This is a genomic window from Pseudomonas sp. RGM2987, assembly GCF_022952855.1.
Taxonomy (GTDB): domain Bacteria; phylum Pseudomonadota; class Gammaproteobacteria; order Pseudomonadales; family Pseudomonadaceae; genus Aquipseudomonas.
The window spans coordinates 233,410-253,941 of record NZ_JALJDX010000222.1 but is presented as its reverse complement, the minus strand read 5'-3'; the positions used below and the strand labels follow the sequence as shown (position 1 = coordinate 253,941).

Annotated in this window: 21 protein-coding genes and 1 pseudogene; 12 read left to right on the top strand and 10 right to left on the bottom strand. The window is 59.0% G+C overall.

The features are described from left to right. Window positions 1-228: 228 nt before the first annotated feature. From RGM2987_RS27330 to RGM2987_RS27300, 7 genes are read left to right on the top strand one after another with little or no spacing between them, the layout of a single operon-like run. Window positions 229-1,173: a fatty acid desaturase gene (locus RGM2987_RS27330; protein WP_245146084.1), complete on the top strand. Its 945-nt coding sequence runs from the start codon at window positions 229-231 to the stop codon at window positions 1,171-1,173. 19 nt (window positions 1,174-1,192) lie between these two features. Further along, window positions 1,193-2,224: an ABC transporter ATP-binding protein gene (locus RGM2987_RS27325; RefSeq protein ID WP_245146082.1), complete on the top strand. Its 1,032-nt coding sequence runs from the start codon at window positions 1,193-1,195 to the stop codon at window positions 2,222-2,224. Beyond that, a complete protein-coding gene (locus tag RGM2987_RS27320) occupies window positions 2,221-2,850 on the top strand; it encodes an ABC transporter permease (RefSeq protein WP_245146080.1) in 630 nt (209 codons plus the stop codon). The genes RGM2987_RS27325 and RGM2987_RS27320 overlap by 4 nt, the downstream gene beginning before the upstream one ends. After that, window positions 2,850-3,533 (top strand): ABC transporter permease, encoded by a 684-nt coding sequence (locus RGM2987_RS27315; protein ID WP_245146078.1) that lies wholly within the window; start codon window positions 2,850-2,852, stop codon window positions 3,531-3,533. Before RGM2987_RS27320 ends, RGM2987_RS27315 begins: the two co-directional genes overlap by 1 nt. 48 nt (window positions 3,534-3,581) lie before the next feature. Next, the gene (locus RGM2987_RS27310) at window positions 3,582-4,487 is read left to right on the top strand and encodes an ABC transporter substrate-binding protein (RefSeq protein WP_245146076.1); all 906 of its coding nucleotides are present in this window, start codon (window positions 3,582-3,584) and stop codon (window positions 4,485-4,487) included. A 34-nt stretch (window positions 4,488-4,521) separates the two neighbouring features. Continuing rightward, a complete protein-coding gene (locus tag RGM2987_RS27305) occupies window positions 4,522-5,850 on the top strand; it encodes an LLM class flavin-dependent oxidoreductase (RefSeq protein ID WP_245146074.1) in 1,329 nt (442 codons plus the stop codon). Window positions 5,851-5,885: 35 nt separating this feature from the next. Further along, on the top strand, window positions 5,886-6,668 hold the full coding sequence (locus RGM2987_RS27300) for a PhnD/SsuA/transferrin family substrate-binding protein (RefSeq protein ID WP_245146072.1): 783 nt from the start codon (window positions 5,886-5,888) through the stop codon (window positions 6,666-6,668). A gap of 59 nt (window positions 6,669-6,727) precedes the next feature. Here the strand turns inward: RGM2987_RS27300 and RGM2987_RS27295 are convergent, their stop codons facing one another. From RGM2987_RS27295 to rtcR, 4 genes are all read right to left on the bottom strand, one after another. Then, complete coding sequence (locus RGM2987_RS27295; protein ID WP_245146069.1) at window positions 6,728-7,831, bottom strand: sigma-54 dependent transcriptional regulator; 1,104 nt, start codon at window positions 7,829-7,831, stop codon at window positions 6,728-6,730. 8 nt (window positions 7,832-7,839) lie between these two features. Further along, window positions 7,840-9,027 (bottom strand): acyl-CoA dehydrogenase family protein, encoded by a 1,188-nt coding sequence (locus RGM2987_RS27290; RefSeq protein ID WP_245146067.1) that lies wholly within the window; start codon window positions 9,025-9,027, stop codon window positions 7,840-7,842. 59 nt (window positions 9,028-9,086) lie between these two features. Then, complete coding sequence (msuE, locus tag RGM2987_RS27285) at window positions 9,087-9,650, bottom strand: FMN reductase (RefSeq protein WP_245146065.1); 564 nt, start codon at window positions 9,648-9,650, stop codon at window positions 9,087-9,089. A gap of 234 nt (window positions 9,651-9,884) precedes the next feature. Then, entirely contained in the window at window positions 9,885-11,525 is a 1,641-nt protein-coding gene (gene rtcR, locus RGM2987_RS27280) for an RNA repair transcriptional activator RtcR (protein WP_245146063.1), read from the bottom strand. A 214-nt stretch (window positions 11,526-11,739) separates the two neighbouring features. Here rtcR and RGM2987_RS27275 point away from each other — a divergent pair, with 214 nt between their 5' ends. From RGM2987_RS27275 to RGM2987_RS27565, 5 genes and pseudogenes are all read left to right on the top strand, one after another. Continuing rightward, window positions 11,740-12,960 carry an RtcB family protein gene (locus tag RGM2987_RS27275; protein ID WP_245146178.1) on the top strand — a complete coding sequence of 407 codons (1,221 nt, stop codon included), beginning with the start codon at window positions 11,740-11,742 and terminating at the stop codon, window positions 12,958-12,960. A gap of 4 nt (window positions 12,961-12,964) precedes the next feature. Beyond that, window positions 12,965-13,631: pseudogene (locus RGM2987_RS27270) on the top strand (RNA 3'-terminal phosphate cyclase). 297 nt (window positions 13,632-13,928) lie between these two features. Then, entirely contained in the window at window positions 13,929-14,600 is a 672-nt protein-coding gene (locus tag RGM2987_RS27265) for an MbcA/ParS/Xre antitoxin family protein (RefSeq protein ID WP_245146061.1), read from the top strand. Next, window positions 14,593-15,300, top strand: coding sequence for an RES family NAD+ phosphorylase (locus tag RGM2987_RS27260; RefSeq protein WP_245146059.1), 708 nt, complete (start codon window positions 14,593-14,595; stop codon window positions 15,298-15,300). Before RGM2987_RS27265 ends, RGM2987_RS27260 begins: the two co-directional genes overlap by 8 nt. Before the next feature lie 51 nt (window positions 15,301-15,351). Continuing rightward, a complete protein-coding gene (locus RGM2987_RS27565) occupies window positions 15,352-15,480 on the top strand; it encodes a hypothetical protein (protein ID WP_280640067.1) in 129 nt (42 codons plus the stop codon). Between the two features lie 67 nt (window positions 15,481-15,547). Here RGM2987_RS27565 and RGM2987_RS27255 read toward each other — a convergent pair whose 3' ends face one another. The 6 genes from RGM2987_RS27255 to RGM2987_RS27230 all read right to left on the bottom strand — a co-directional run bounded on the left by RGM2987_RS27255 (window position 15,548) and on the right by RGM2987_RS27230 (window position 20,480). Beyond that, the gene (locus RGM2987_RS27255; protein WP_245146057.1) at window positions 15,548-16,309 is read right to left on the bottom strand and encodes an SDR family oxidoreductase; all 762 of its coding nucleotides are present in this window, start codon (window positions 16,307-16,309) and stop codon (window positions 15,548-15,550) included. A gap of 37 nt (window positions 16,310-16,346) precedes the next feature. Continuing rightward, the gene (locus RGM2987_RS27250; protein ID WP_245146055.1) at window positions 16,347-17,174 is read right to left on the bottom strand and encodes an EamA family transporter; all 828 of its coding nucleotides are present in this window, start codon (window positions 17,172-17,174) and stop codon (window positions 16,347-16,349) included. Between the two features lie 75 nt (window positions 17,175-17,249). Further along, a complete protein-coding gene (gcvA, locus tag RGM2987_RS27245; RefSeq protein ID WP_245146054.1) occupies window positions 17,250-18,155 on the bottom strand; it encodes a transcriptional regulator GcvA in 906 nt (301 codons plus the stop codon). 127 nt (window positions 18,156-18,282) lie between these two features. Then, window positions 18,283-18,552, bottom strand: a complete 270-nt coding sequence (locus tag RGM2987_RS27240; protein WP_245146048.1) for a YceK/YidQ family lipoprotein — start codon at window positions 18,550-18,552, stop codon at window positions 18,283-18,285. A 91-nt stretch (window positions 18,553-18,643) separates the two neighbouring features. Beyond that, entirely contained in the window at window positions 18,644-19,276 is a 633-nt protein-coding gene (gene yfcF, locus RGM2987_RS27235; protein ID WP_245146046.1) for a glutathione transferase, read from the bottom strand. Window positions 19,277-19,553: 277 nt separating this feature from the next. Then, window positions 19,554-20,480: a sugar ABC transporter substrate-binding protein gene (locus tag RGM2987_RS27230; protein ID WP_245146044.1), complete on the bottom strand. Its 927-nt coding sequence runs from the start codon at window positions 20,478-20,480 to the stop codon at window positions 19,554-19,556. Between the last annotated feature and the right edge of the window lie 52 nt (window positions 20,481-20,532).

Sequence of the window (20,532 nt, the reverse complement as noted above, 5' to 3'; positions counted from 1 at the left end):
TTCCATCAGTCACCGGCAAACCTCTCCCTGTCCAAGCCAACAGTGAAGCCTGCAGTGCAATCAGCGAGGGCCTGGCATTTCTTCTCTACGCGATGTGAAGCAGCGCCGTTGGACACTTCCATACCGTAAGTCTGGCCAGTCATTTTCAAGTATCTACCCGATCTAACAGGGTGACGGCTTGGAGCATGAGTGACTGGGCGCCTACAGTCCTTGCCGCGACTTTGCATCATGCCGAACTATCTGGACGAAGCTCATCGAGCTGAAATCGTTAAGTTAAGCACTACCTTTACCAGCCGAACGCAATGGCCTACCTGGCTGTTGCTGGGCGGATTCTATCTGGGCTGGATACTGGTCATCTTCTACGGGCAGGCCTTTGGCGAACTGTTCACCATCGTTGTGCTTATCCCACTGGTGGTGCTCTGGATGTCGATTCAGCATGAGCTGATCCACGGTCACCCCACCCGTTGGCCTGCCCTGAACAGAGCCCTGGGATTGCTGCCATTCGCGGTGTGGTACCCCTACGATATTTATAGAGACACGCACCTGGCGCATCACAACGACGCGGACCTGACAGTGCCCGGTCGCGATCCGGAAAGTCGCTACGTCACCCGTGACTTCTGGTTGCAGTCACCCGGTTATCTGAAGGTCTTGCTGTGGGCCAATAAGACGTTAGGCGGTCGCTTGCTGATGGGAGCGCCATTGGCCGTGATGGCCTTTCTGGGGAGCGAGATCAGGGGGCTGTTTCGCACGGGACGCAGCACCTGGCAGGTGTGGGCAGTTCATGTGCCCAGTGTCGTGGTGCTGCTGGCTTTGGTTGAGCAATTCAGCGCCATCAGTGCCGTGCAGTACCTACTCCTGGTTTCGCTGCCGGCCCTGTCCATTTCAATGATCCGGTCATTCTACGAGCATCGGCCGTCAGCGCTGCCAGAACACCGCACGGTCCTCAACGAATCCTCAGGACTCTTGAGCTGGCTCTTTCTGAACTTGAATCTTCATTTGGTACATCACGATCTTCCCGGGTTGCCCTGGTTTTATTTACCCCGGGTGTACAGAGCCAGGCGCGAGCAATGGATAGCCCGGAACAACGGCTATGTCATTCACGGCTACTTCCAATTGTTGCACAGGCATCTGGTCAGTCCCGTGGATTGTCCTCGTCATCCTGCCAGGCAATAAATATCAAAGGCGTCGGAAAATGATACGTTTTGAAGCCATCAAGAAGACCCATAAAGGCAACCCACGCATGGCCGTGAGCGATCTGACGCTGCATGTCCGTGAGGGTGAAATCTGTGTGTTCGTCGGACCCAGCGGTTGTGGCAAAACCACCATTTTGCGGATGATCAACCGCCTGGATATCCAGGACAGCGGCCGCGTCTATGTCAATGACGTTGCGACCGATGAGCTTGACGTCGTTACGCTTCGCCGTGGCATTGGCTTCATGATGCAGAGCTCAGCCTTGTTTCCTCACCAGACGGTTGCCGAAAACATTAGTGCTGTACCGCGGCTCCTGGGCTGGAGCAAGCACAAGATCCGTGAGCGGGTGGGCGAGTTGATTTCCCTGGTCGGACTACAGCCGGAGTTCCTCGACCGCTACCCCAATCAATTGTCGGGGGGGCAGCAAAGTCGTGTCGCTCTGGCAAGAGCATTGGCCTCGGACCCGCCGGTCGTATTGATGGACGAACCCTTCGCGGCGCTCGATCCGGTCATTCGCGAACGACTTCAAGACGAACTGGTTGCGCTTCAGCGGCGTTTGCACAAGACCATCATCCTGGTGACCCATGATATGGAGGAGGCTATCAGGATTGCTGACCGGATCGCTGTTTTCGAGGGCGAGGGAAAGCTTGTTCAATTCGATACACCTCAAAATATCCTCGCCCATCCGGCCAACGAGTTCGTGAAGAACTTTATCGGCAAGGATCCCTTGCTGAAAAGACTTTCGCTCATGAAGGTCGCTGACCTTCCTGCGGATGAAATCGATTGCACATTCAAACTCCTGCTGGACGATCAAGCCACGCCGTTGAAATGGGTCAGTGACTCGAATGTGCCTGTGCCCGAGCTTACAACGGTTTCGAGCAATGACTCGTTGCATCAGGCACTGGTTAAAATTCTGACCGCCCCGATCGGTGTAGTTGTGAGGCTGGACGAGAAGGGCGGTTACGACGGTTGTCTCTCAATTGCCAGTCTTCACAGCGCACTCAATACAAGCCGCTTCGGAAGTGCGCAATGATTGACTGGCCCTGGATCATTGAAAACTGGCAGCAGATCGCCCAGCTGTTGTTGGACCATATCCAGTTGGTGATCTCCGGGCTGTGCATCGGCCTGTTGTTAGCGGGCGCCATGGTCTTGTTGACGTTGTGGAAGCCCGGGTTGGCGGGACCGATGATTTATCTAAGCGGCATACTTTTTACCGTGCCGTCCCTGGCCCTGTTTATTTTGATCATGCCTTTTACCGGTTTGTCCAAGACAACGGCGGTGATTGGTTTGAGCCTGTATTCCTTGCTCATTGTTCTACAGAACACCCTGGCGGGACTTTCGAGCAATCCCCCGGACGTACTGGAGGAAGCCCGTGCACTGGGCTATACGCGCATGCAGCGATTCCTGGGGGTTGAACTTCCGTTGGCGCTGCCTTCGTTATTGGCAGGGTTGCGAACGACATCGGTGACCCTGGTCGGGCTGGTCACGGTTACCGCGTTGATTGGTCAAGGTGGGCTGGGACAGCTCTTTATTACCGGCCTGGCACAGAGCTTCACCACGCCTGTGGCGGTCAGCTTGTTCCTGACCGTGCTGTTGGCGCTGTGTTTTGATTTTCTGTTTTATTCCATCGATAAGTGGCTGGTTCCCTGGGTGCGCTAATGAATATGTTCGCGGATGTGTGCCTGTGGTTTTCGCTTGCAGAAAACTGGTGGGGCGAGAACGGCATTCTAACTCGGTTGGCAGAGCATGTTTATTACGTGTCTCTAAGCCTTGCCATTGCCTGTGGGATCGCGTTGCCGCTCGGCGTACTGCTGGCTAACTATCGTAAAGGCGCCCAAGTGGCGATAGGCGTATTCAATATCGGGCGAGCATTGCCTTCGCTCGGTATCGTGATACTTGCAATCATGGTCATTGGCTATGAAACCAGCACGGTGATCATAGCCTTGGTCACCATGAGCATCCCGCCGATATTGACCAACACTTATGTCGGGATCGATCAAGTCGATTCGTCGCTGAAGCAGGCCGCCCGGTCGATGGGGATGCGCAGGGCACAGATGTTTATCCAGCTCGAATTGCCCTTGGCGTTCCCGCTGATCTTCTCCGGATTCCGATCCGCCCTGGTGCAACTGATTGCAACGGCCACCATCGCCGCCTATGCGGGGTTCGGCGGGCTCGGCAGGTTTCTCATTGACGGGCTCGGACGCAATGACACCCCGCAAATCATTGGCGGGGCATTGGTGGTGTCGGCCCTGGCCATCGTCAGCGAGTGGATCTGCTCTCTCATAGAAAAATTAATGCTTCGAAAATGGCGAGCGAGCGGCGTCGAGCTGAGCGCTACTTGATCATGGGCATTTGAAGTGCCCGTTAATGCTGCAGAGGTGAAAATCAAAATGAAAAGAACACTACGCTTGAAGGCGCGCCTGCCGCTCCCGGCTTCATTGTTGCTGGGCTTGGGCCTGTTGGTGGGCAGCACGTTCGCCAGTGCTCAATCGATCACCATTGGCGGGGCCAATTTTTCCGAGCAGACCATCCTCGCCAACATCTATGCGTCAGCCCTGAAAAGCCAAGGGATAGACGTCAAGACCCGGCTTAACCTGGGCAATCGCCAGATCATCGCCAAGGCGCTGGAGAACGGCGATGTCGATGTAGTGCCCGAGTACATAGGGTCGCTGCTGAGTTTCTATGACAGCAAAACTGCCTTGACCAGCCAGGAGCAAATCGTCAGTGCCTTGAAGCAGAAGTTGCCGGCGGACCTGCAACTGCTCGAGCCTTCTTCGGTTGGCTCCATTACCGCCTGGGCCGTTACCAAGACGACTGCCGAAAAGTACAACTTGCGCACCTTGTCCGACCTGGCGCCTGTCTCGGGTGAATTGACGTTGGGTGGCCCACCCGAAGTCGCAACTTCCGCATTGGGCCTGCCCGGGTTGAAGGCGGTCTACGGCATCAACTTCAAGAGCGTCAAATCACTGGACATGGGCGGGCCCTTGTCGCGGCTGGCGTTGAACTCCGGCGCTATCGACGTCGCCACCGTTGTTTCCACGCAAGGCATCCTGGCGAAAGAACCCTGGGTTGTCCTTGAGGACGACAAGCACCAACAACCCTTGCAGAACATTACGCCACTGGGGCGCAAGGCGTTGCTCACGCCTGAAGTCACCCAGGTGCTCAACGAAGTCTCCGCAAAGCTGACCGATGCCGACCTCAAGCAGCTTAATCGCCTGGTTGATATCGATCACAAGGATCCAGCCAAGGTCGCGGCGCAATGGGTTGCCGAAAACACCGTCAAGACCACTCGCTGATTGAAGGCAATGGAGCAAGGGGCCCGGAGGCGTTATGTCCAATAAAAGCATGATTCTGAATTTGTTCTTCTTTAATCCCCAAGGGGACCATCGTTTTTCCTGGCGCCATCCGCAGTCACCGACCCATGAAGTCCTGACGCTGGGTTATTACGTGAAACTGGTGCAGGCGGCCGAGGCGGCGAAGTTCGATGCGGTCTTCGTGGCGGATCACGTGGCGGTTTGGGACTCCGTGGCCAGCGGGTTGAGGCACTACGCCAATGCCCGGCTCGAACCCATTACGCTGTTATCCGCCCTGGCCGCCGTGACCGATCACATCGGTCTGATGGGGACCGCCTCGACGTCCTATAACGAGCCTTTCAATATTGCCCGGTACTTTGCTTCGTTGGACTACCTCAGTTCAGGGCGAGCCAGCTGGAATATCGTGACGTCCTGGCTGGAGGAGGAGGCGTCCAATTTCGGATTGTCAGGGGTGGCAAAACATGGTGATCGTTACCTGCGGGCCGACGAATTCATCCGTGTGGTCAAACAGCTCTGGGACTCCTGGGAGGAAGGGGCGCTTGAGTTCAACAAGGGCACCGGCGATTTCGCCGATCCGTCGCGCATTCACCCGATCCACCACAAGGGCGGGCATTTCAACGTACGTGGTCCGCTCAACGTGCCGCGTCCGCCTCAAGGCTATCCCGTGCTTGCCCAGGCGGGCTCCTCCGAAGCAGGCAAGAATCTGGCCGCTACCCATGCGGACGTGCATTTCTGTTTCATCAACACGATAGAGGAAGGACTGGCGTACAGGGCCGATTTGAACCGCCGTCTTGAATCCAAGGGCAGGCAGCCCGGTGATCTGAAAATCATTACCGGTGTGCTTCCTGTCGTGCTGGAAGAAGAGACCGAGCAAGAGCGGCGCCAGCAGTTGGAGGACAGCCTGATCATCGATGCCGTTGCGATTGACCTGGTCTCCAGCTACACCCGGCTCGACTTGACCGGACTGTCGCCAGACGGCCCTTTGCCGGCGCTGCCGGATGAGTCCGAGTTCGACGGCATCCGAACCGAGCTGGCGTTGCTCAAGAAGTACGATGCTGCCTTGTCCATCCGTGAAATAGGGCGTCGACTGGTCAAGAGTTCCAGTACCTGGCTGCTGATCGGAACGGCCGAGCACATTGCCGATAAGCTTTCGCAGCTGTACGAGTCGAATGCCGTCGATGGCTACAACCTGATGTTTCCGTTCTTGCCCACCGACTTCGAGACATTCACCCGCGCTGTCGTGCCGTTGCTGCAAGCCAAAGAGGTTTTCCGTAAGGAATATGAACCCGGCACGCTAAGGGACCGCTTGGGTTTGAAAGCACCTGCGAACAGTTTTTTACTGTGAGCTGGAGCCGATCACAATCCTCTGAAGGCTTTCATATGATCAGCGATCTATCGATGTACGTCGCGCCTGCCAGGGTTGTACAGGCGCAGGAAACCTGGCTCCAGCGTGTTCGGGAGATCCTCGGTGAGCCGCGCGAGCAAAGACCGGTCCTCGACCCAGCGTCCCATTGGTTGGCACCGGATCTGCTGCTGTCCCAGACCTGCGGTTATCCCTTCATCACGTCGCTGCTGGGAAAGGTCAGGCTGATCGGGCGCCCGCGTTATGAGCTGGCGCATAGTTCGGGGGGCGAACATTGCAGTCTGTTGCTCTGTAGAGCTGATTCGTCCGTCGCCGATCTGGCGGACTTGCAGGGCAGCCATGGGTTGATCAACGCCCGGGACTCCAACTCGGGGATGAATCTGCTGCGCCACACGCTTGCTGGAGTCAACCCTCACGGTTTCTTCTCGAAACTGACCTACACGGGGTCGCACCGGGAGAGTATTCGAAGACTCAGGCATCATGACGGTGATCTGGCGGCCATCGACAGCGTTACCTATGACTATCTTGCGCGGGATGACAGTGAAGAGATTGACGGCCTGAAGATCCTGGCGCGAAGTGTGCGCAGTCCGTGCCTGCCTTACATCACATCGATTCGTCGAACCGCGTATGAGGCAGATTCAATCAGGAACGCAATGAATCAAGCCTTGAGCCAGCTTCCTGAGGTTTCTCGGGACCTGGCGATCAAGGAAGTCCTGCCGGCCAGCGAGGCGGATTATGAGTGCCTTCTGGAATATGAGCGCAGTGCGGTTCGTTGCGGCTTTTCGTTCGTGTCGACATGAGCCGGCGCCTGCTGGCCAGTCCCGGCTCGCGGGTGAGGCATTACCTGGTTCTACGGTGTTCAGATCGACAGTTGCAGGGCCCGGTTTGGCCGAGTGCCGGAGTCCGGGCGGCGTCGGTTGACCACTAGCTCGCCAATGGCGATCAGCCGTGCTCGCGTAATGTTGCGACTGAGTCCGAGGAGGTTGGCGGTGCGAACCTGGTTGCAATGGCAGAAGCGGTAGGCCGCACGCAACAGGCTGTCTTCCACCTTCTCATGCAGGCCCCCGGCCTGTTCTTCGAACAACCGGTGGAATGAGCGCAGCAGTTGTTCCTCGGCACTCTCGCCCAGTTCCGATTGCGGGGCTTCCTGCCGTTCGATGCGTATGGGCGACAGGCGCAGGTCGTCTTCCTGTACGAGGCCATTGCGGCACACCAGCAACGTATGGTGGATGACGTTCTCCAGCTCGCGGATGTTGCCCGGCCAGCTGTAGTCCACGAGTTTGCGCTCGGCCTGTACCGTCAGGCGCACTTCGCCGTAGCCGAGGCGGTTGCAGTAGGTTTTGATGAAATGGCGGGTCAACGGCAGGATATCGCCTGGCCGTTCACGCAGCGGATAGAGTTGCAGGCTGACTACGTCGAGACGGTAGTAGAGGTCCTCGCGAAAGTGCCCGGCTCCGATGGCCTTGTCCAGCTGCACGTTGGTGGCGGCGATTATCCGCACATCGATCGGGATGCTTTTTCGCGACCCCAGGCGTACCACCTCGCGCTCCTGCAGCACTCGCAGCAGCTTGACCTGGATCGCCATCGGCAGATCGCCGATCTCGTCCAGGAACAACGTGCCGCCGTTGGCCTCTTCGAACCAGCCGGCCTTGGCCGCCAGCGCACCGGTAAAGGCGCCTTTTTCATGGCCGAACAGTTCGGCTTCTACCAGCGATTCGGAAAAGGCGCCGCAGTTGACGGCGACAAAAGGGCCACTGCGCCGGCCGCTGAGGTTATGGATGTGGCGCGCGACCAGCTCCTTGCCCGTGCCGGTCTCGCCAATGATCAGGACGCTGGCTTCACTGGGGGCGACCTGCTGAACGTGAGCAAGAAGCGCCTGCGATCTAGGGTCTTCGAAAACTTGTGCGGTCGCCCGGATCGACGTGGCCAGTGACGGCGATGGGGGGAGAGTCAGCAGTTTCATGGGCTTGCCTATGAGTAGAAAGAGGGGGTGGGCCGCGTCTGGCTCAGCGCCCACTCACCCAGTTCCTGGAATTTGTAATCCACCGGGTCGTGCAGGCTCTGGGTGCGCAGGTTGCGCCAATGGCGGTCGAGGCGCAGCGACGCATGGGTGGCACGGGCACCGGTGACCTCGAACAGTCGGCTACAGATGTCCAGGCCGGTGCGTACGGCAGCGACTTTGGCGGTGGCGATGGACAGCGCCAGTTGCGCGCGTTCCTCGGCGCCCAGGGCATGTCCCTTGTGCCAGGCCTCGTCGAGTTGCTCGGCGGCGCGTTCCACCAGCAGGCGTACGCCTTCCAGGCCGACCCAGAACTCGCCGAAATGACGCAATATGTACGGGTCTTCGCTGACATGCTGGGCCTTGGAGCGGAACCACGGGCGCGCTTCCTTGAGGGTGTAGTGCCGGGCTTCTTCAAGGGCGCCTTCGGCGATGCCGAGGAATATGTGGGCGAAATGCAGTTGCGCGATCAGCGGGCGCAGGCAGGCAAAGGGGGTGCTCAGCGGGCCTGGGTCGAGCAGCAATTCATTTTCTTCCACCCGCACCCGTTCGAAGGTGGCACTGCCACTGTCGGTCTGGCGCTGGCCCATGTTGTCCCAATCACCGTGCAGGGTAATACCGGTGCGGCCGCTCGGGATGGCGGCGATCAACAGTTTGCCGTTGGCACTTTCGTCAATGGCCGAGGCGATCAGCATTTCCGAGTCGCTGGCACCGGAGCAGAAGCTTTTCTTGCCGGAGAACTCACGCCAGCCATCAAAGGTCTTGACCACGGTGCGAGTGTCCAACGGGTTCAAGGCGTTGCCCCAGAACCAGTTCTTGCGTGCGGTCTGTTCGAACCACGGCTGCCACTGGTCAGGGCGGGCAAACAGGCGCACGGTAGCCAGCATCAGGTGCTGGAAACCGAAGACGTGGGCAATGGAGCTGTCGACCTTGGCGAACTCACGGACCACGCCGAGGGTTTCGCTCCAGCTGGCACCGAGGCCGCCGAATTGGGTTGGAATGCTCAAGGCCAGCAGGCCGCTCTGGCGGATGGCATCGCGTTGAAGCTTGGGCGTGCCACCGGCCTCGTCGCGCTCGACGGCGGTTTCGGCAAATTCCCCCGCCAGGCGGCGGGCGGTCTGCAATGGGGTCAGAACGGAGGGATGTTGATGAATGCTCACACGACATCCCTCGTACAAAGGCCTTCCAGGCCAGCGCAGTAAACAGTCATGCAGGCTCCTCAGGCGATCTTGCGCAGCGCATGCGCCTGGCTGCCGAAAAGGCGGGCGGCGCGTTGGGCGGCCAGCTCGACACGGGCCTGCAAGAGCTCGCTGACGATGCGGTAGTCGAGGAAATCGCTCTCACTGGCGTACACACCAATTGGCAGGGTCAGCGACTGGAAGAAGCTGAACAGTGGACGCAGTTGATGATCGAGTACCAGGGCGTGACGCTCGCTGCCACCGGTGGCAGCGAGCATTATCGGGGTGTTGACCAGCGCGTCCTGGCCGACCAGGTCGAACAGATGCTTGAACAGGCCCGGATAGGTGCCGCGGTACACCGGCGCGGCGACCACCAGCAGATCTGCCGATTCAATCAGGCGCAGTTCATGCTCGACGGTTTCCGGCAGTTCCTTGCGCCATAGCGCAGCACCCAGAGGGCGGGCAATATCGCCCAGTTCGATCAGGTGGGTATCGATGGCCAGGTGTTGACCGAGTTCGCCCAGGATGGCTTCGGTCAATGCCAGTGTGCGCGAGGGACGGCCGGTGCCGCCGGAAACGGCGACGACTTTCAATGGAGTGCTCATCCTAGGTTTTCCTGTTGGACGGTTGATGGAGGTACACAGGCTTGAGCAAGGGCCGTACCAAGGCGAGAAGCCCAGTATTTACTGGGCCTGAGCCTGTGCAGGTGCCGCCGATTGTTGATTGGGCGGATTAAATGTTGGGAGGGTGTTGCTGGAGGAACAGTTGGCGGCTGCTTGTGTAGCAACAGCATGCAGGAAAACAGACCGTTTAGAGGTTTCGTGTCGCCATAATCAGCTTCAGTTTTGCTCCAGCGGTTTTTTTTGACGAGGCGATAGAAGCTCATGGACCTGGCTCCAGGTGATACCGAATCGAGCCAGAAACTTTCGAATTCGATCCGAATCGTTGCTCGATGCCTTGGTCGACCTGCTCTGTGAAAAGAGCTTGCGACCGGCATCCGCCTGGCTTGTCGCTGTGCTGCAGACCTTCAAGACCGCTTCCAGTTGTAGACGATCGAACAGGTCGATCTCAAGGCCGGCGTTTTCCAGATGCTCGGACAGTGGGTCGGAGGCGGTCGGTATCCGCCAATCCAGGCGCAGTCGCTCCAGTTCATCCTCTACAAGCGCCATGTCGATGCGGCCGCTATCGGCCAGGGTGGCCATGCGCGTGATCGAAGCAGACAGCTGCCGGAAGTTTCCTGGCCAAGCGGCCTCCCTGGCGGTCGCAAAGGCAAGATACCGGCGCCGGGCTTCGGTGTTGAAGCGAACCGTATGGCCGTGGTCTCGGGCATATCGCTGCAATTCGAAATCGATGTTCGGCTCGATGTCCTCGCCCCGGCTGGCCAGTCCGGGCAGTACAAAAGTCCAGATGTTGATCCGGGCTAACAGGTCTTCGCGGAACAGGCCTTCAGCAACGCGTTCGTGCAGGTCGCGGTTGGTACCTGCGATCAGCGTGAAGTCAGACTCGACCTCCTTGTCAGAGCCCATCGGCAAGAACCTCTTCTCCTCGATCGCCTTGAGGAGCATCGCCTGCTCGTCGAGGGGCAGTTCTCCGATCTCGTCGAGGAACAAGACGCCCTTGTGCGCCGAGCGCAGCAAGCCCTCGCGTGCTTGTTGAGCGCCGGTGAATGCGCCCTTCGTGTGGCCGAACAGTGTCGACATGGCAGCATCACCGCGCAGCGTGGCGCAATTCACCTCGACGAACCGGCCATCGACCTGATGACGGCCTCGTTTGAGCTCGTATATCTGCCGCGCGAGAAACGACTTGCCAGCGCCCGTAGGGCCGCTGATCAAGATCGGCGCCCGGGATCGAACGGCGACTCGTTCGATCTGTTCTATCGTCCGGTTGAACGCCGCGTTGCGGGTCGCAATACCGGATTTGAGCAGTTCCGTGCCTTCCAGGCGCTCAGCCTGGAATCGCTTGGCGATCTGGTCGTAGCGCTGAAGATCGAGATCGGTAATCACGTGCTTACCGGCCGGTGCCGAATCATCATCGCGAAAGCCACTCGGCTGCGTCTGTATCAACCTGGCAGGGATGTGCCGGGATTCGGCCAGCAGGAACCATACGATTTGCTGGACATGGGTGCCCGTTGTGATGTGAACGAGATAATCCTCGCGCTCAGTGTCAAATGGGTAGTCGGCGGCGAAGTCATGTAATGCGGCGTAAACCTCTTCGAAGTCCCAGGCGTTGCGCATCGCCATGCTATGCAGGCGAACCTCGGTCTCGGGCGAGACCTGGGCAATATCAGCCGCTACTTTCAAGGCGAGATCGGCGTCCCAGCGCGCTTCGCCGTGAATCAGTTCAAGGCGATCGATCACCAGGTCGGGCTGTTGGCAAAGCGCGATGGTGGGGCGCCATTTGCTCCAGCGCTGCTCACCCTTGCCGACGCGGTCGAGCTTTGAGCCAAGCATTCCAATGGCGATTGTCTTTTTGAACTGCATTGAGGGATATCTCAAAAGATAGGTATCGATAACAAAGTATAGTTTTTTGATCCGTCAGGTGACTAGCATCAACCTCTTCGAGTTGACGGAGTCGTTATTAAAAACATTTAAAATCAACTAGATAGTAAAAATTCCGTGCGCCAGTCGTAGAATTGGCATGCCGCTCGCTATAGAGCTCCCAAACAGAAATCACAGGAGCGAAGAAACCATGACTATCCAAACCTTCGAGCTGCTTGAAGTTGCAAACGGCAAACCCATCAAAATGTGGACCCGGGGCGTCCCTGTCGAGCCGGAGGCCAGGCAGCAACTGATGAACACGGCGCAGATGCCGTTCGTGTTCAAGCACATGGCTGTCATGCCGGACGTTCACCTCGGGAAAGGCTCGACGATCGGCAGCGTGATTCCTACCAAGGGCGCGGTCATCCCCGCTGCCGTCGGGGTCGACCTTGGTTGTGGCATGTCGGCTGTGCGCACCTCGCTGCGCGCCAGCGACCTTCCCGATCATTTGTTTGGCCTGCGTACTGCCATCGAGAAGGCGGTTCCCCATGGACGCTCCTCGGGGCATAGCGGCCGCGACAAAGGGGCTTGGGCAACCGCGCCGGCGGTGGTTGATCAGGCCTGGTCAGCCCTTGAGGGGCGTTTCAACCTCATTACCGAAAAGCATCCGGGCCTTGAAAAGTCCAACAACCGCAAACACCTCGGAACGCTGGGAACGGGTAACCACTTCGTCGAGGTATGCCTGGATGAAGCCGACCATGTGTGGGTGATGCTGCATACCGGTTCCCGTGGCGTAGGGAACGCGATCGGTAGCTATTTCATCGAAAAGGCCCGCGAGGAAATGCGCAGGCACATGGTGAACCTGCCTGACCGGGACCTGGCCTACTTGCGCGAAGGCACCTCCAGCTTCGATGATTACGTCGAGGCGGTGGAATGGGCCCAGGATTTTGCCAAGCAGAACCGCGCGGTCATGATGCTGGCGGTGCTGGATGCCGTACGGTCGGTCATCACCAAGCCTTTTGAATCGCGGTTGATCGCCGTCGACTGTCATCACAACTACGTGGAGCGCGGCACCTATTTCGGCGAGGACATTCTGCTGACGCGTAAAGGCGCCGTCTCTGCGCAGAAGGGGCAGATGGGGATCATCCCCGGGTCGATGGGCGCCAGGAGTTTCATCGTGCGAGGCCTGGGGAACGAGGAAGCCTTTTGCAGTTGTTCACACGGTGCAGGACGGGTGATGAGTCGTACGAAGGCCAAGGCGTTATTTACCGTTGAGGACCAGGTGCGGGCGACGGCCCATGTCGAGTGCCGTAAGGATGCGGCGGTCATCGACGAGATCCCGATGGCCTACAAGGACATCGATGCGGTCATGGCTGCCCAGCGCGATCTGGTTGAAGTGGTCCATACCTTGCGCCAAGTCGTCTGCGTGAAGGGGTGAGGCGATGGTCCAGGATCTGATTCTTATCGATGGAACCGATGGAGGAGGGCAGGTGCTTCGCACTGCCCTGAGCCTTTCCATGATCACCGGCCAGGCGTTCCGGATGACCGGGATACGCGGCAAGCGCTCGCGTCCCGGTTTGTTGCGCCAGCACCTGACCGCCGTACGAGCAGCGGCCGAGATTTGCGGCGCCAGGACCCTTGGAGCGGAACTCAATTCGACCGCCATCGAGTTCAGTCCCGGGGCCGTAAAGGCCGGGCAGTATTCGTTCGCCATCGGAACGGCGGGTAGCACCATGCTGGTGTTGCAGACCCTGCTGCCGGCGCTGTTGCAGGCCGATGGGTCGAGTACCGTCCGGATCACCGGCGGAACGCATAATCCGGCCGCGCCGCCTTTCGATGCAAGTCGCTGACGTGGCGGTAGACGAATTCACGGCCTGGGACCAATCCAATGCAGCGGTCGGCAATCGCCTGGCGGATCAGCTGATGTTGCCAATGGCCATTGCCGGCGCGGGCAAACTGACAACCGAGCGTTTGAGCAATCACATCCGAACGAAGGCTGCGGTGATCCAGCAGTTCATTGCGGTTGATGTGCGACTTACTCAACTGTGCGATCACGGAAGCGTGGGTGCTGGGGTTCATGCTCGCCAGGCTCTCTGTGAAATTCTTTGAAACCCCTGTCGCCGTACCTGAGCATTGAGATTCGGTAGAGTTGGCCCCCATTGAAGGCGGGAGGTCGCGATGGGCAAGCGATACGAAGTTATCGATGTAGCCTGGGAGTTGGTTGCCGATCGCCTTCAACAGCCTAGACGCAACGGTCGGCAAGGGGCGATGATCGTTTGATGCTCAACGAGGTGTTCCCTTCAAACCTATCTATCGCATCCGGATGAATGGGGCGTTAGGCAGAGCTGGAGTTATCAAGGATATGCTAGGATTTGATAGTCTAGATAACTGATGAGGGGATTTTCCATGAGCGTTACAGAGCAATCGGGCGTCTCCACCTTGGTAGGTACGCCTAAGGAGGCTCGGGCCAGCTTGAGTCGCTCGCATGCGGATCGAGTGCTGGTCGTGTCTTTCGATAGGATCCAGCTCAGCGTATTTGAAGCGTTGGTGGAGAACTTTGCCCAGGTGGCCTCCTCAATGTATGAAGTGCTGCAGGAGCGTCAGGATCCGAAGGCTCTGGAGCGCTTGGCCGAGGTGTTTGTGACACGCAAGCCGCCTTCACCTCGCCTGCTCAAGGAAGCGGCGATGCTGGTGCAGGCCCGCAAAGCGGTGTTGGAGAGCGGTGATTGGCTGACCGCAGCAAATATCGCGCAGGTGGCTCAGTTGAGTACTCGTAACCCGAGTGCTCAGCCCAACAAATGGAAAAAGCAGGGACAGATCTTTGCCATCAATCACGCAGGGGTCGACTATTTCCCTGGTTATGGTTTGGATCCTGACGCGGGCTATCGGCCGCTCAAGGCACTAGCCAAAGTCATTGAGGTTTTCGGTGGCCAAAAGGACGGGTGGGGTATGGCTTACTGGTTCCGGTCAGATAACAGTTTTCTAGGCGGAAAAAGGCCTCAGGACCTGCTGGCATCGGTGCCCGATCGGGTGATTGCTGCTGCGCTGGATGAGATCCAGAGCATTGCCCATGGCTAAGCAGCGTACCGAGTCCAGCGAGAGTTTGGTTACACCTGCCACGGATTTGGCGGCGTCCGTCACCCCAGCTCCTGCGGATACGCTGCACGTGACTCTTTCGGTTCTTGCTAAAGGCGACGTGCTCCATCGGGTGCATCAGGAAAAATATCGGCCGGATCAATTCAATCCCGGTGTGCATGGTAATGCACGCTTCAGTCCGATTCAGGATGATCAGGGGCGGGCGATTCCCACTTTGTATGGCGGCACTACGGTTGAGTGCGCCTTGATGGAGACCGTTTTTCACGACGTTCCCCACACGGCTGGCTTCAAGAGCTTCGACAAGGGCAAGCTTGCTGGACAGATGCATTCCTCCGTCCAGGTTAGCCAACCGTTGCAACTGGTTGATCTGTCCAGTGTTCCTCTGCGTAAACTGGGCATTACGCGTAAGCAATTGATCGACACTGAGAAAGATCAATACCCTGCTACACGTAAATGGGCTGAGGCGATCCACCGTCAATGCCCGGAGGTGCACGGGTTGTCATGGGTGTCGCGACAAGATGACTCGGCACGTGCGGTGGTGCTCTTCGGTGACCGCATTCCTGACGGGGCGCTCGATCCGCAGGGGATGTCACGCAGCTTGACTGGGAATTCGAATGCGTTCGACACGGTGCTGGATCTGGCAGACCGGATTGGAGTCGTCATCGTCGCGGGAAAAAGCTGAAACTGATAGCCGTGCAGCGCCTGAATTTTCTCATCCAGGGATGCCAGTGACATGGCCAGTGATATCGCCGAAGCGATGCAAGGCTCGCAGCGCAACACGATGCTAGTGCTGCAACAGGTGATCATGTTGAGTGGGTTAGTGGTCAATCGCGTACTGGACAACCACCAGTTGCCTGGATAGCCGCCAGGCAATGCTGTGAGGACGCTTGCGCCCTCACGCAAAAAATTCAAAAGTCCCCATTCCCAACTCATTTACCCCCCGTCACATCAAGAAACGTCCCGGTAACGAACGACGCTTCAGCACTGGCCAGCCACAGAATGGCCCGTGCCACTTCCTCTGGCTGTCCACCCCGGCCCATGGGGATCGAGTCCTTGACTCGATCGACTCGCCCAGGCTCGCCGCCACTGGCATGCATCTCTGTATAGATATGACCGGGGCGCACACAGTTGACGCGTATTCCTTCCCGAGCCACCTCCTTTGCCAAGCCGATGGTGAACGTCTCCAGGGCGCCCTTTGATGCCGCGTAGTCCACGTATTCATTGGGGCTGCCAAGACGCGCCGACGCCGAGGACACATTGATCACCACTCCACCCGGGCCGTTGTGTCGATAGGACATGCGCTTGAGCGCCTGTTGGGCACAGAGAATCGGGCCGATGGCGTTGACCGCAAAAATGCGCTGCATGCGCTCCAGGCCGAGGTCCTCCAGGCGTGACTGACGCGCCAGTACCCCGGCGTTATTGACCAGTACGTCGATGCGCCCGAACGAGCGGTCGATGGCCGTGAACAAGCTGGCGACCTGCTCGGGGTCTGCACTGTCAGCCCGCATCGCCAACGCCCGCTGGCCCAACGCCTCGATATCCGCCGCCACCGCCAGCGCTGCGGATTCGTTGGCAACGTAGCTGATCGCGACGTCATAGCCTTGTGCGGCGGCTAGCCGAGCTGTGGCAGCACCTACGCCGCGGCTGCCGCCGGTGATCAGAATCAGCGGTGCCTGCGAGACGTTATCCATCGTGAGAGTCTCCTGTAGCGGTGGGGAGTCAGCTGTGTCAGCCGATGATGAGGATGCCGCTGGCGATCACTGCGCACGCCAGGATCCGGCGGGCAGTGAGTGGCTCGCCGAGGAACAGGTAGCCAATCACTGCGGCAAACAGCACGCTGGTTTCGCGCAATGCCGACACCGCGCCCAGGGGCGCTTCGTTCATGGCGTAGATGACAATGCCATAAGCCAGCAGGGAGACCAGCCCGCCGGCCAGGGCGGTCAACATGCCGGGGCGGATCGAGAACAGGCTGCGGGCGTCGCGCAGGCCGATGTACACCACAGGCATCAGCACGCCCCACAAGGCGCACATCCAAACGGTGTAGGCCAGCGGCGCGCCGGAGAGTCGGGTGCCGATGCCATCGGTGACGCTGTAGGCCGCGATGAAGCAGCCGGTTCCCAGTGCGTAGGGCAGGCTGGGCACCGCCATTTTGCGATTTCTGAAGGCCAGCGAAATGATTGCGCCTGACACCAGCCCGATCCCCAGTAACGTGCTGGGGGCAATGCTTTCGCCGGCAAAGATCGCGGCGCCCAAGGTGATCAGCACCGGTGACGAACCACGGGCAATCGGATAGGTCTGCCCCAGGTCGCCGATCCGATAGCTGCGCACCAGAAACAGGTTGTAGCCGACATGCAGCAGCGCCGAGAGCACCGCATAGCCCCAGCTGGCGGGTGCTGGCGCGACCATGAGCGCAGCTGCAACGGCACTGGCGATGGCGACTGCGATGCACATCATTGTCATCGACCATAGCCGATCGGCGCCGCCACGCAGCAACGCATTCCAGCCGGCATGCAGCAGGGCGGCGAAAAGAACCAGCAGAGTGATATGGATAGGCATGGGCCGATGTTAAGCAACCCGGTGCGCGGACTACAGCGAAGTCTCCTCATCGTTGCATGAGTAAATCCTCATGCATTAACCATAAGACTGTTGGGCTTTCAGCGCCTCGCACATCAGCCACTGGCGAAAGCTGACAATGTGCGGCTGCGATTCGATGCCTTTTGGACAGACGAAATAGTAGGCAAGCGGTGAGGGGAACGACACATCGAACAGCCGCACCAGACGGCCGTCGCTGATTTCGGCTTCAACGTGCCCGCTGCGCACCAAGGCAACGCCCTGACCGAGCAAGGCGGCCTCGACCGTCATATTGGTATCGCCGAACCTGACACTGTCCTTGAGCGGCAAGAATTCCAGTCCGACCTTCTCAAACCAGACCTCCCATTTTGGCACCAGCTCAGCGCCATCGCGTGTCAGCAACGGGTAGTGCAGCAACTCGGCGGGGCTGTGGGGTGTCCCGAAGCGCTGCAGCAGGTCGGGGCTTGCCACCGGAAACACCTGTTCGCCGAACAGGAATTGCGAGTACAAGCCTGGGTAAATGCCCTTGCCCAGGCGGATCGCGACATCGGCCTGGGTGTCGGAGAAGTGGATGATCCTGTCCGTGGTGTCCAGCGAAACCAACAACTCGGGATGCTGGCGAGAGAGGCCGGGCAGCCGTGGTAGCAACCATTTCAGGGCGAAGGAATAGGTGGCGCTGACTTCGAGACGGACCCGGTCTTTCTGCTCGCGCAGATCATTCAGGGTGGCCTCCAGGCTCATGAAGAATTCCCGCACGATGGGCGCCAGCGTGGCGCCCGCCGCTGTGAGGCTCAATGACTTGCCACGCTCGAACAATTGCAGGCCCCAAAGCGCCTCGAGATGCTTGAGCTGGTGACTGACCGCACTCTGGGTTACGTGCAGCTCCTGGGCCGCGGAGGTAAAGGTCGCGTGCCGGGTGGCGACTTCGAAGGCACGGAGTGTGGCGGTCGGTGGCAGGTCTCTCATGTATGAAGGTATCCCGGCGAGTCATCGGAAATGCGTGGCATGAACGCTAGCTCATGTTAGAGCATCTCGGTCGCAGGATGAGAAGTCGGCCGTCGGAGGCCGGTTTTGAAAAGTACGCGGGGTACCGCTACTCGTCGGCACTCTTCATATGAAAAATCGTGTACGGCAGGATCAGCGTATCGGCGACGAAACTGAACGGCAGGTCAATGACTGCAAACGGCGCCAGGGCACTCATGGCCCCCGCATCTTTAGCCGTCGCGTCCTTGATGATCTCCATGTCCACCGTAACGCCGCAGTAAGGATGAAGGCCGCACATGTGCCCGTAGCTGGAGCTTTCGTTGACAGTTGCGCACCCTGTCAGCAGCGCCATGGTCAAAGCCGTTAGCATGAGTCGCATGATGTAGCCTCACCCTGAAAGGGTGAGACTGTAGCACTGAAACTGACCGGCTTCTCATAGTCGTTAGGCGCAAGATTTTGCCGCGTGTCTTCTACAGCGCAGGACGTTGCAGCTTGACCCACTCCTGCACCGCAGGTCGTTGCCATTGGCGCTGCGCATATTCCACCAACGCGGCGGGCACGGCGTCGCCGTTGAGTATCAACCGGTTAAGCATCAACGCCAGGTCAACGTCGGCAATCGACCACTGACCGAACAGGTACTCCGGGCTGTCGGCCAGCAGAGTCTGTGCGGCACTCACCAGCTTGCGCGCTGCCGATTCGGCCGTTGGCGATAACGGCGCCGACTTCACCCCATAGAACACCACCAATGTGGAGCGCTCCTGCCGGATCGGCAGCAAGTCACTGCGCAACCATGCCTGCAGCTGGCGCGCCTTGGCACGTTGGAATCGATCCTGGGGATAAACCGGCATCGAAGGGAAGGCCTCTTCCAGGTACTCGGTGATTGCCGAGGATTCAGACAGGGCGAAGTCGCCATGCACGAGCGTGGGTACCCGCTGGGTCAACGAAAGGCTGGCATAGTCCCGGGCCAGGTTTTCGGACGCATCGAGGTCAATCGGGCTGATTTCAAATTCGATGTCCTTTTCACGAAGTGCCACGAACACCGACATGGCATAGGGGCTGCTGAACTGGGCGTCAACGTACAGGCGCAGGCGGGAATCGGTCACGGTCTCATCTCCTTATGTTGGGAGAACACACGCTACGAGTTCCGGCGCGATAAATACAATTCAGCTTTTTCATGGGCGTATTCCTGGCCGGAATAGCGCTCAGGCTCGAGTGGCGGTTCTTAGTCGGCTTTCTCCGCTACCAAGGCGTCCACTTTGCCATAGGTGTGGGCTTCCAAGCCATGTGCATCGAACTCAGCGATGCTGCCCAGCCGCTCTCGCTCAACCAAAAAACGCCGCCGACCCCGGCTGGGTCAGCGGCGTCAGTGTCAGCTCGACGCTATTTGTAATGCTGTTCGAACACCGCCACCTGCTCCGGCGTGATCAGTTGGAAAGGCACCCAGACCTCTGACTCGACCGCCTCGCCCTTGATCATCTTGACCGCCGCTTGCACCGCTGAAGTCGCCTGGGCCTTGGGATCCTGGAATACCGAGGCGACCAGCATGCCGCGCTTGATGGCCGCTAGGCCATCGGGCAGGCCGTCGATGCCGACGATCGCCGTCTCGCCCTTGGTTTTACCGGCCTGCTGCAACGCCATGGCCGCGCCGATAGCCATTTCGTCGTTGTTGGCGACGATGGCATCGAACGAAGTGCCGGCCAGCAGCCAGTTGCTGGTCAGGTCCATGCCTTTGGCGCGTTGCCATTCGGCACTTTGCTGCTCGACGATCTTGATGCCGGGGTAGTCCTTGAGCACCTGCTTGACCCCTTCGGTGCGGTCATGGGTCGCGTTCTGCGCCAAGTCGCCCATGATGATCGCCAGGGTGCCTTTGCCGTCGAGTTTTTTCGCCAGGTAATGCATTTGCAGCTGCCCGGCCTCGATGTCGTTCGAGGCCACGGTGACCACGCCCTTGGGCAGCACGCGTTCGTCCGGGTGCCGATTGACGTAGACCAACGGCATCTTCGCCTCGACTGCGGCACGGGTCATATTGGTGGTGGCGGCGGTGTCCACCGGCAGCACGATGACTGCGTCGACCTTCTGGTTGATAAAGCCCTGGACCTGGTTGAGCTGGCGCACCACATCGCCCTGGGCGTCTTCGAACTGGATCTGGACATCGTTCTGTTTGGCGGCCTCGTCCAGGCCATTGCGCACATAGGTCATGAAGTTGTCGTCGACCCTGGCGATGCTGACGCCGATGCGGTAACTGGCGCTGGCCCATTGGCTGAAGAGGAGTAGCAGCGTGGCAAAAAGCAGTGTGCAGCGACGCATGATGATGTTCCTTTTGTTGTTATGAATGGCTCAAGCGTAACGGTGGCCGACG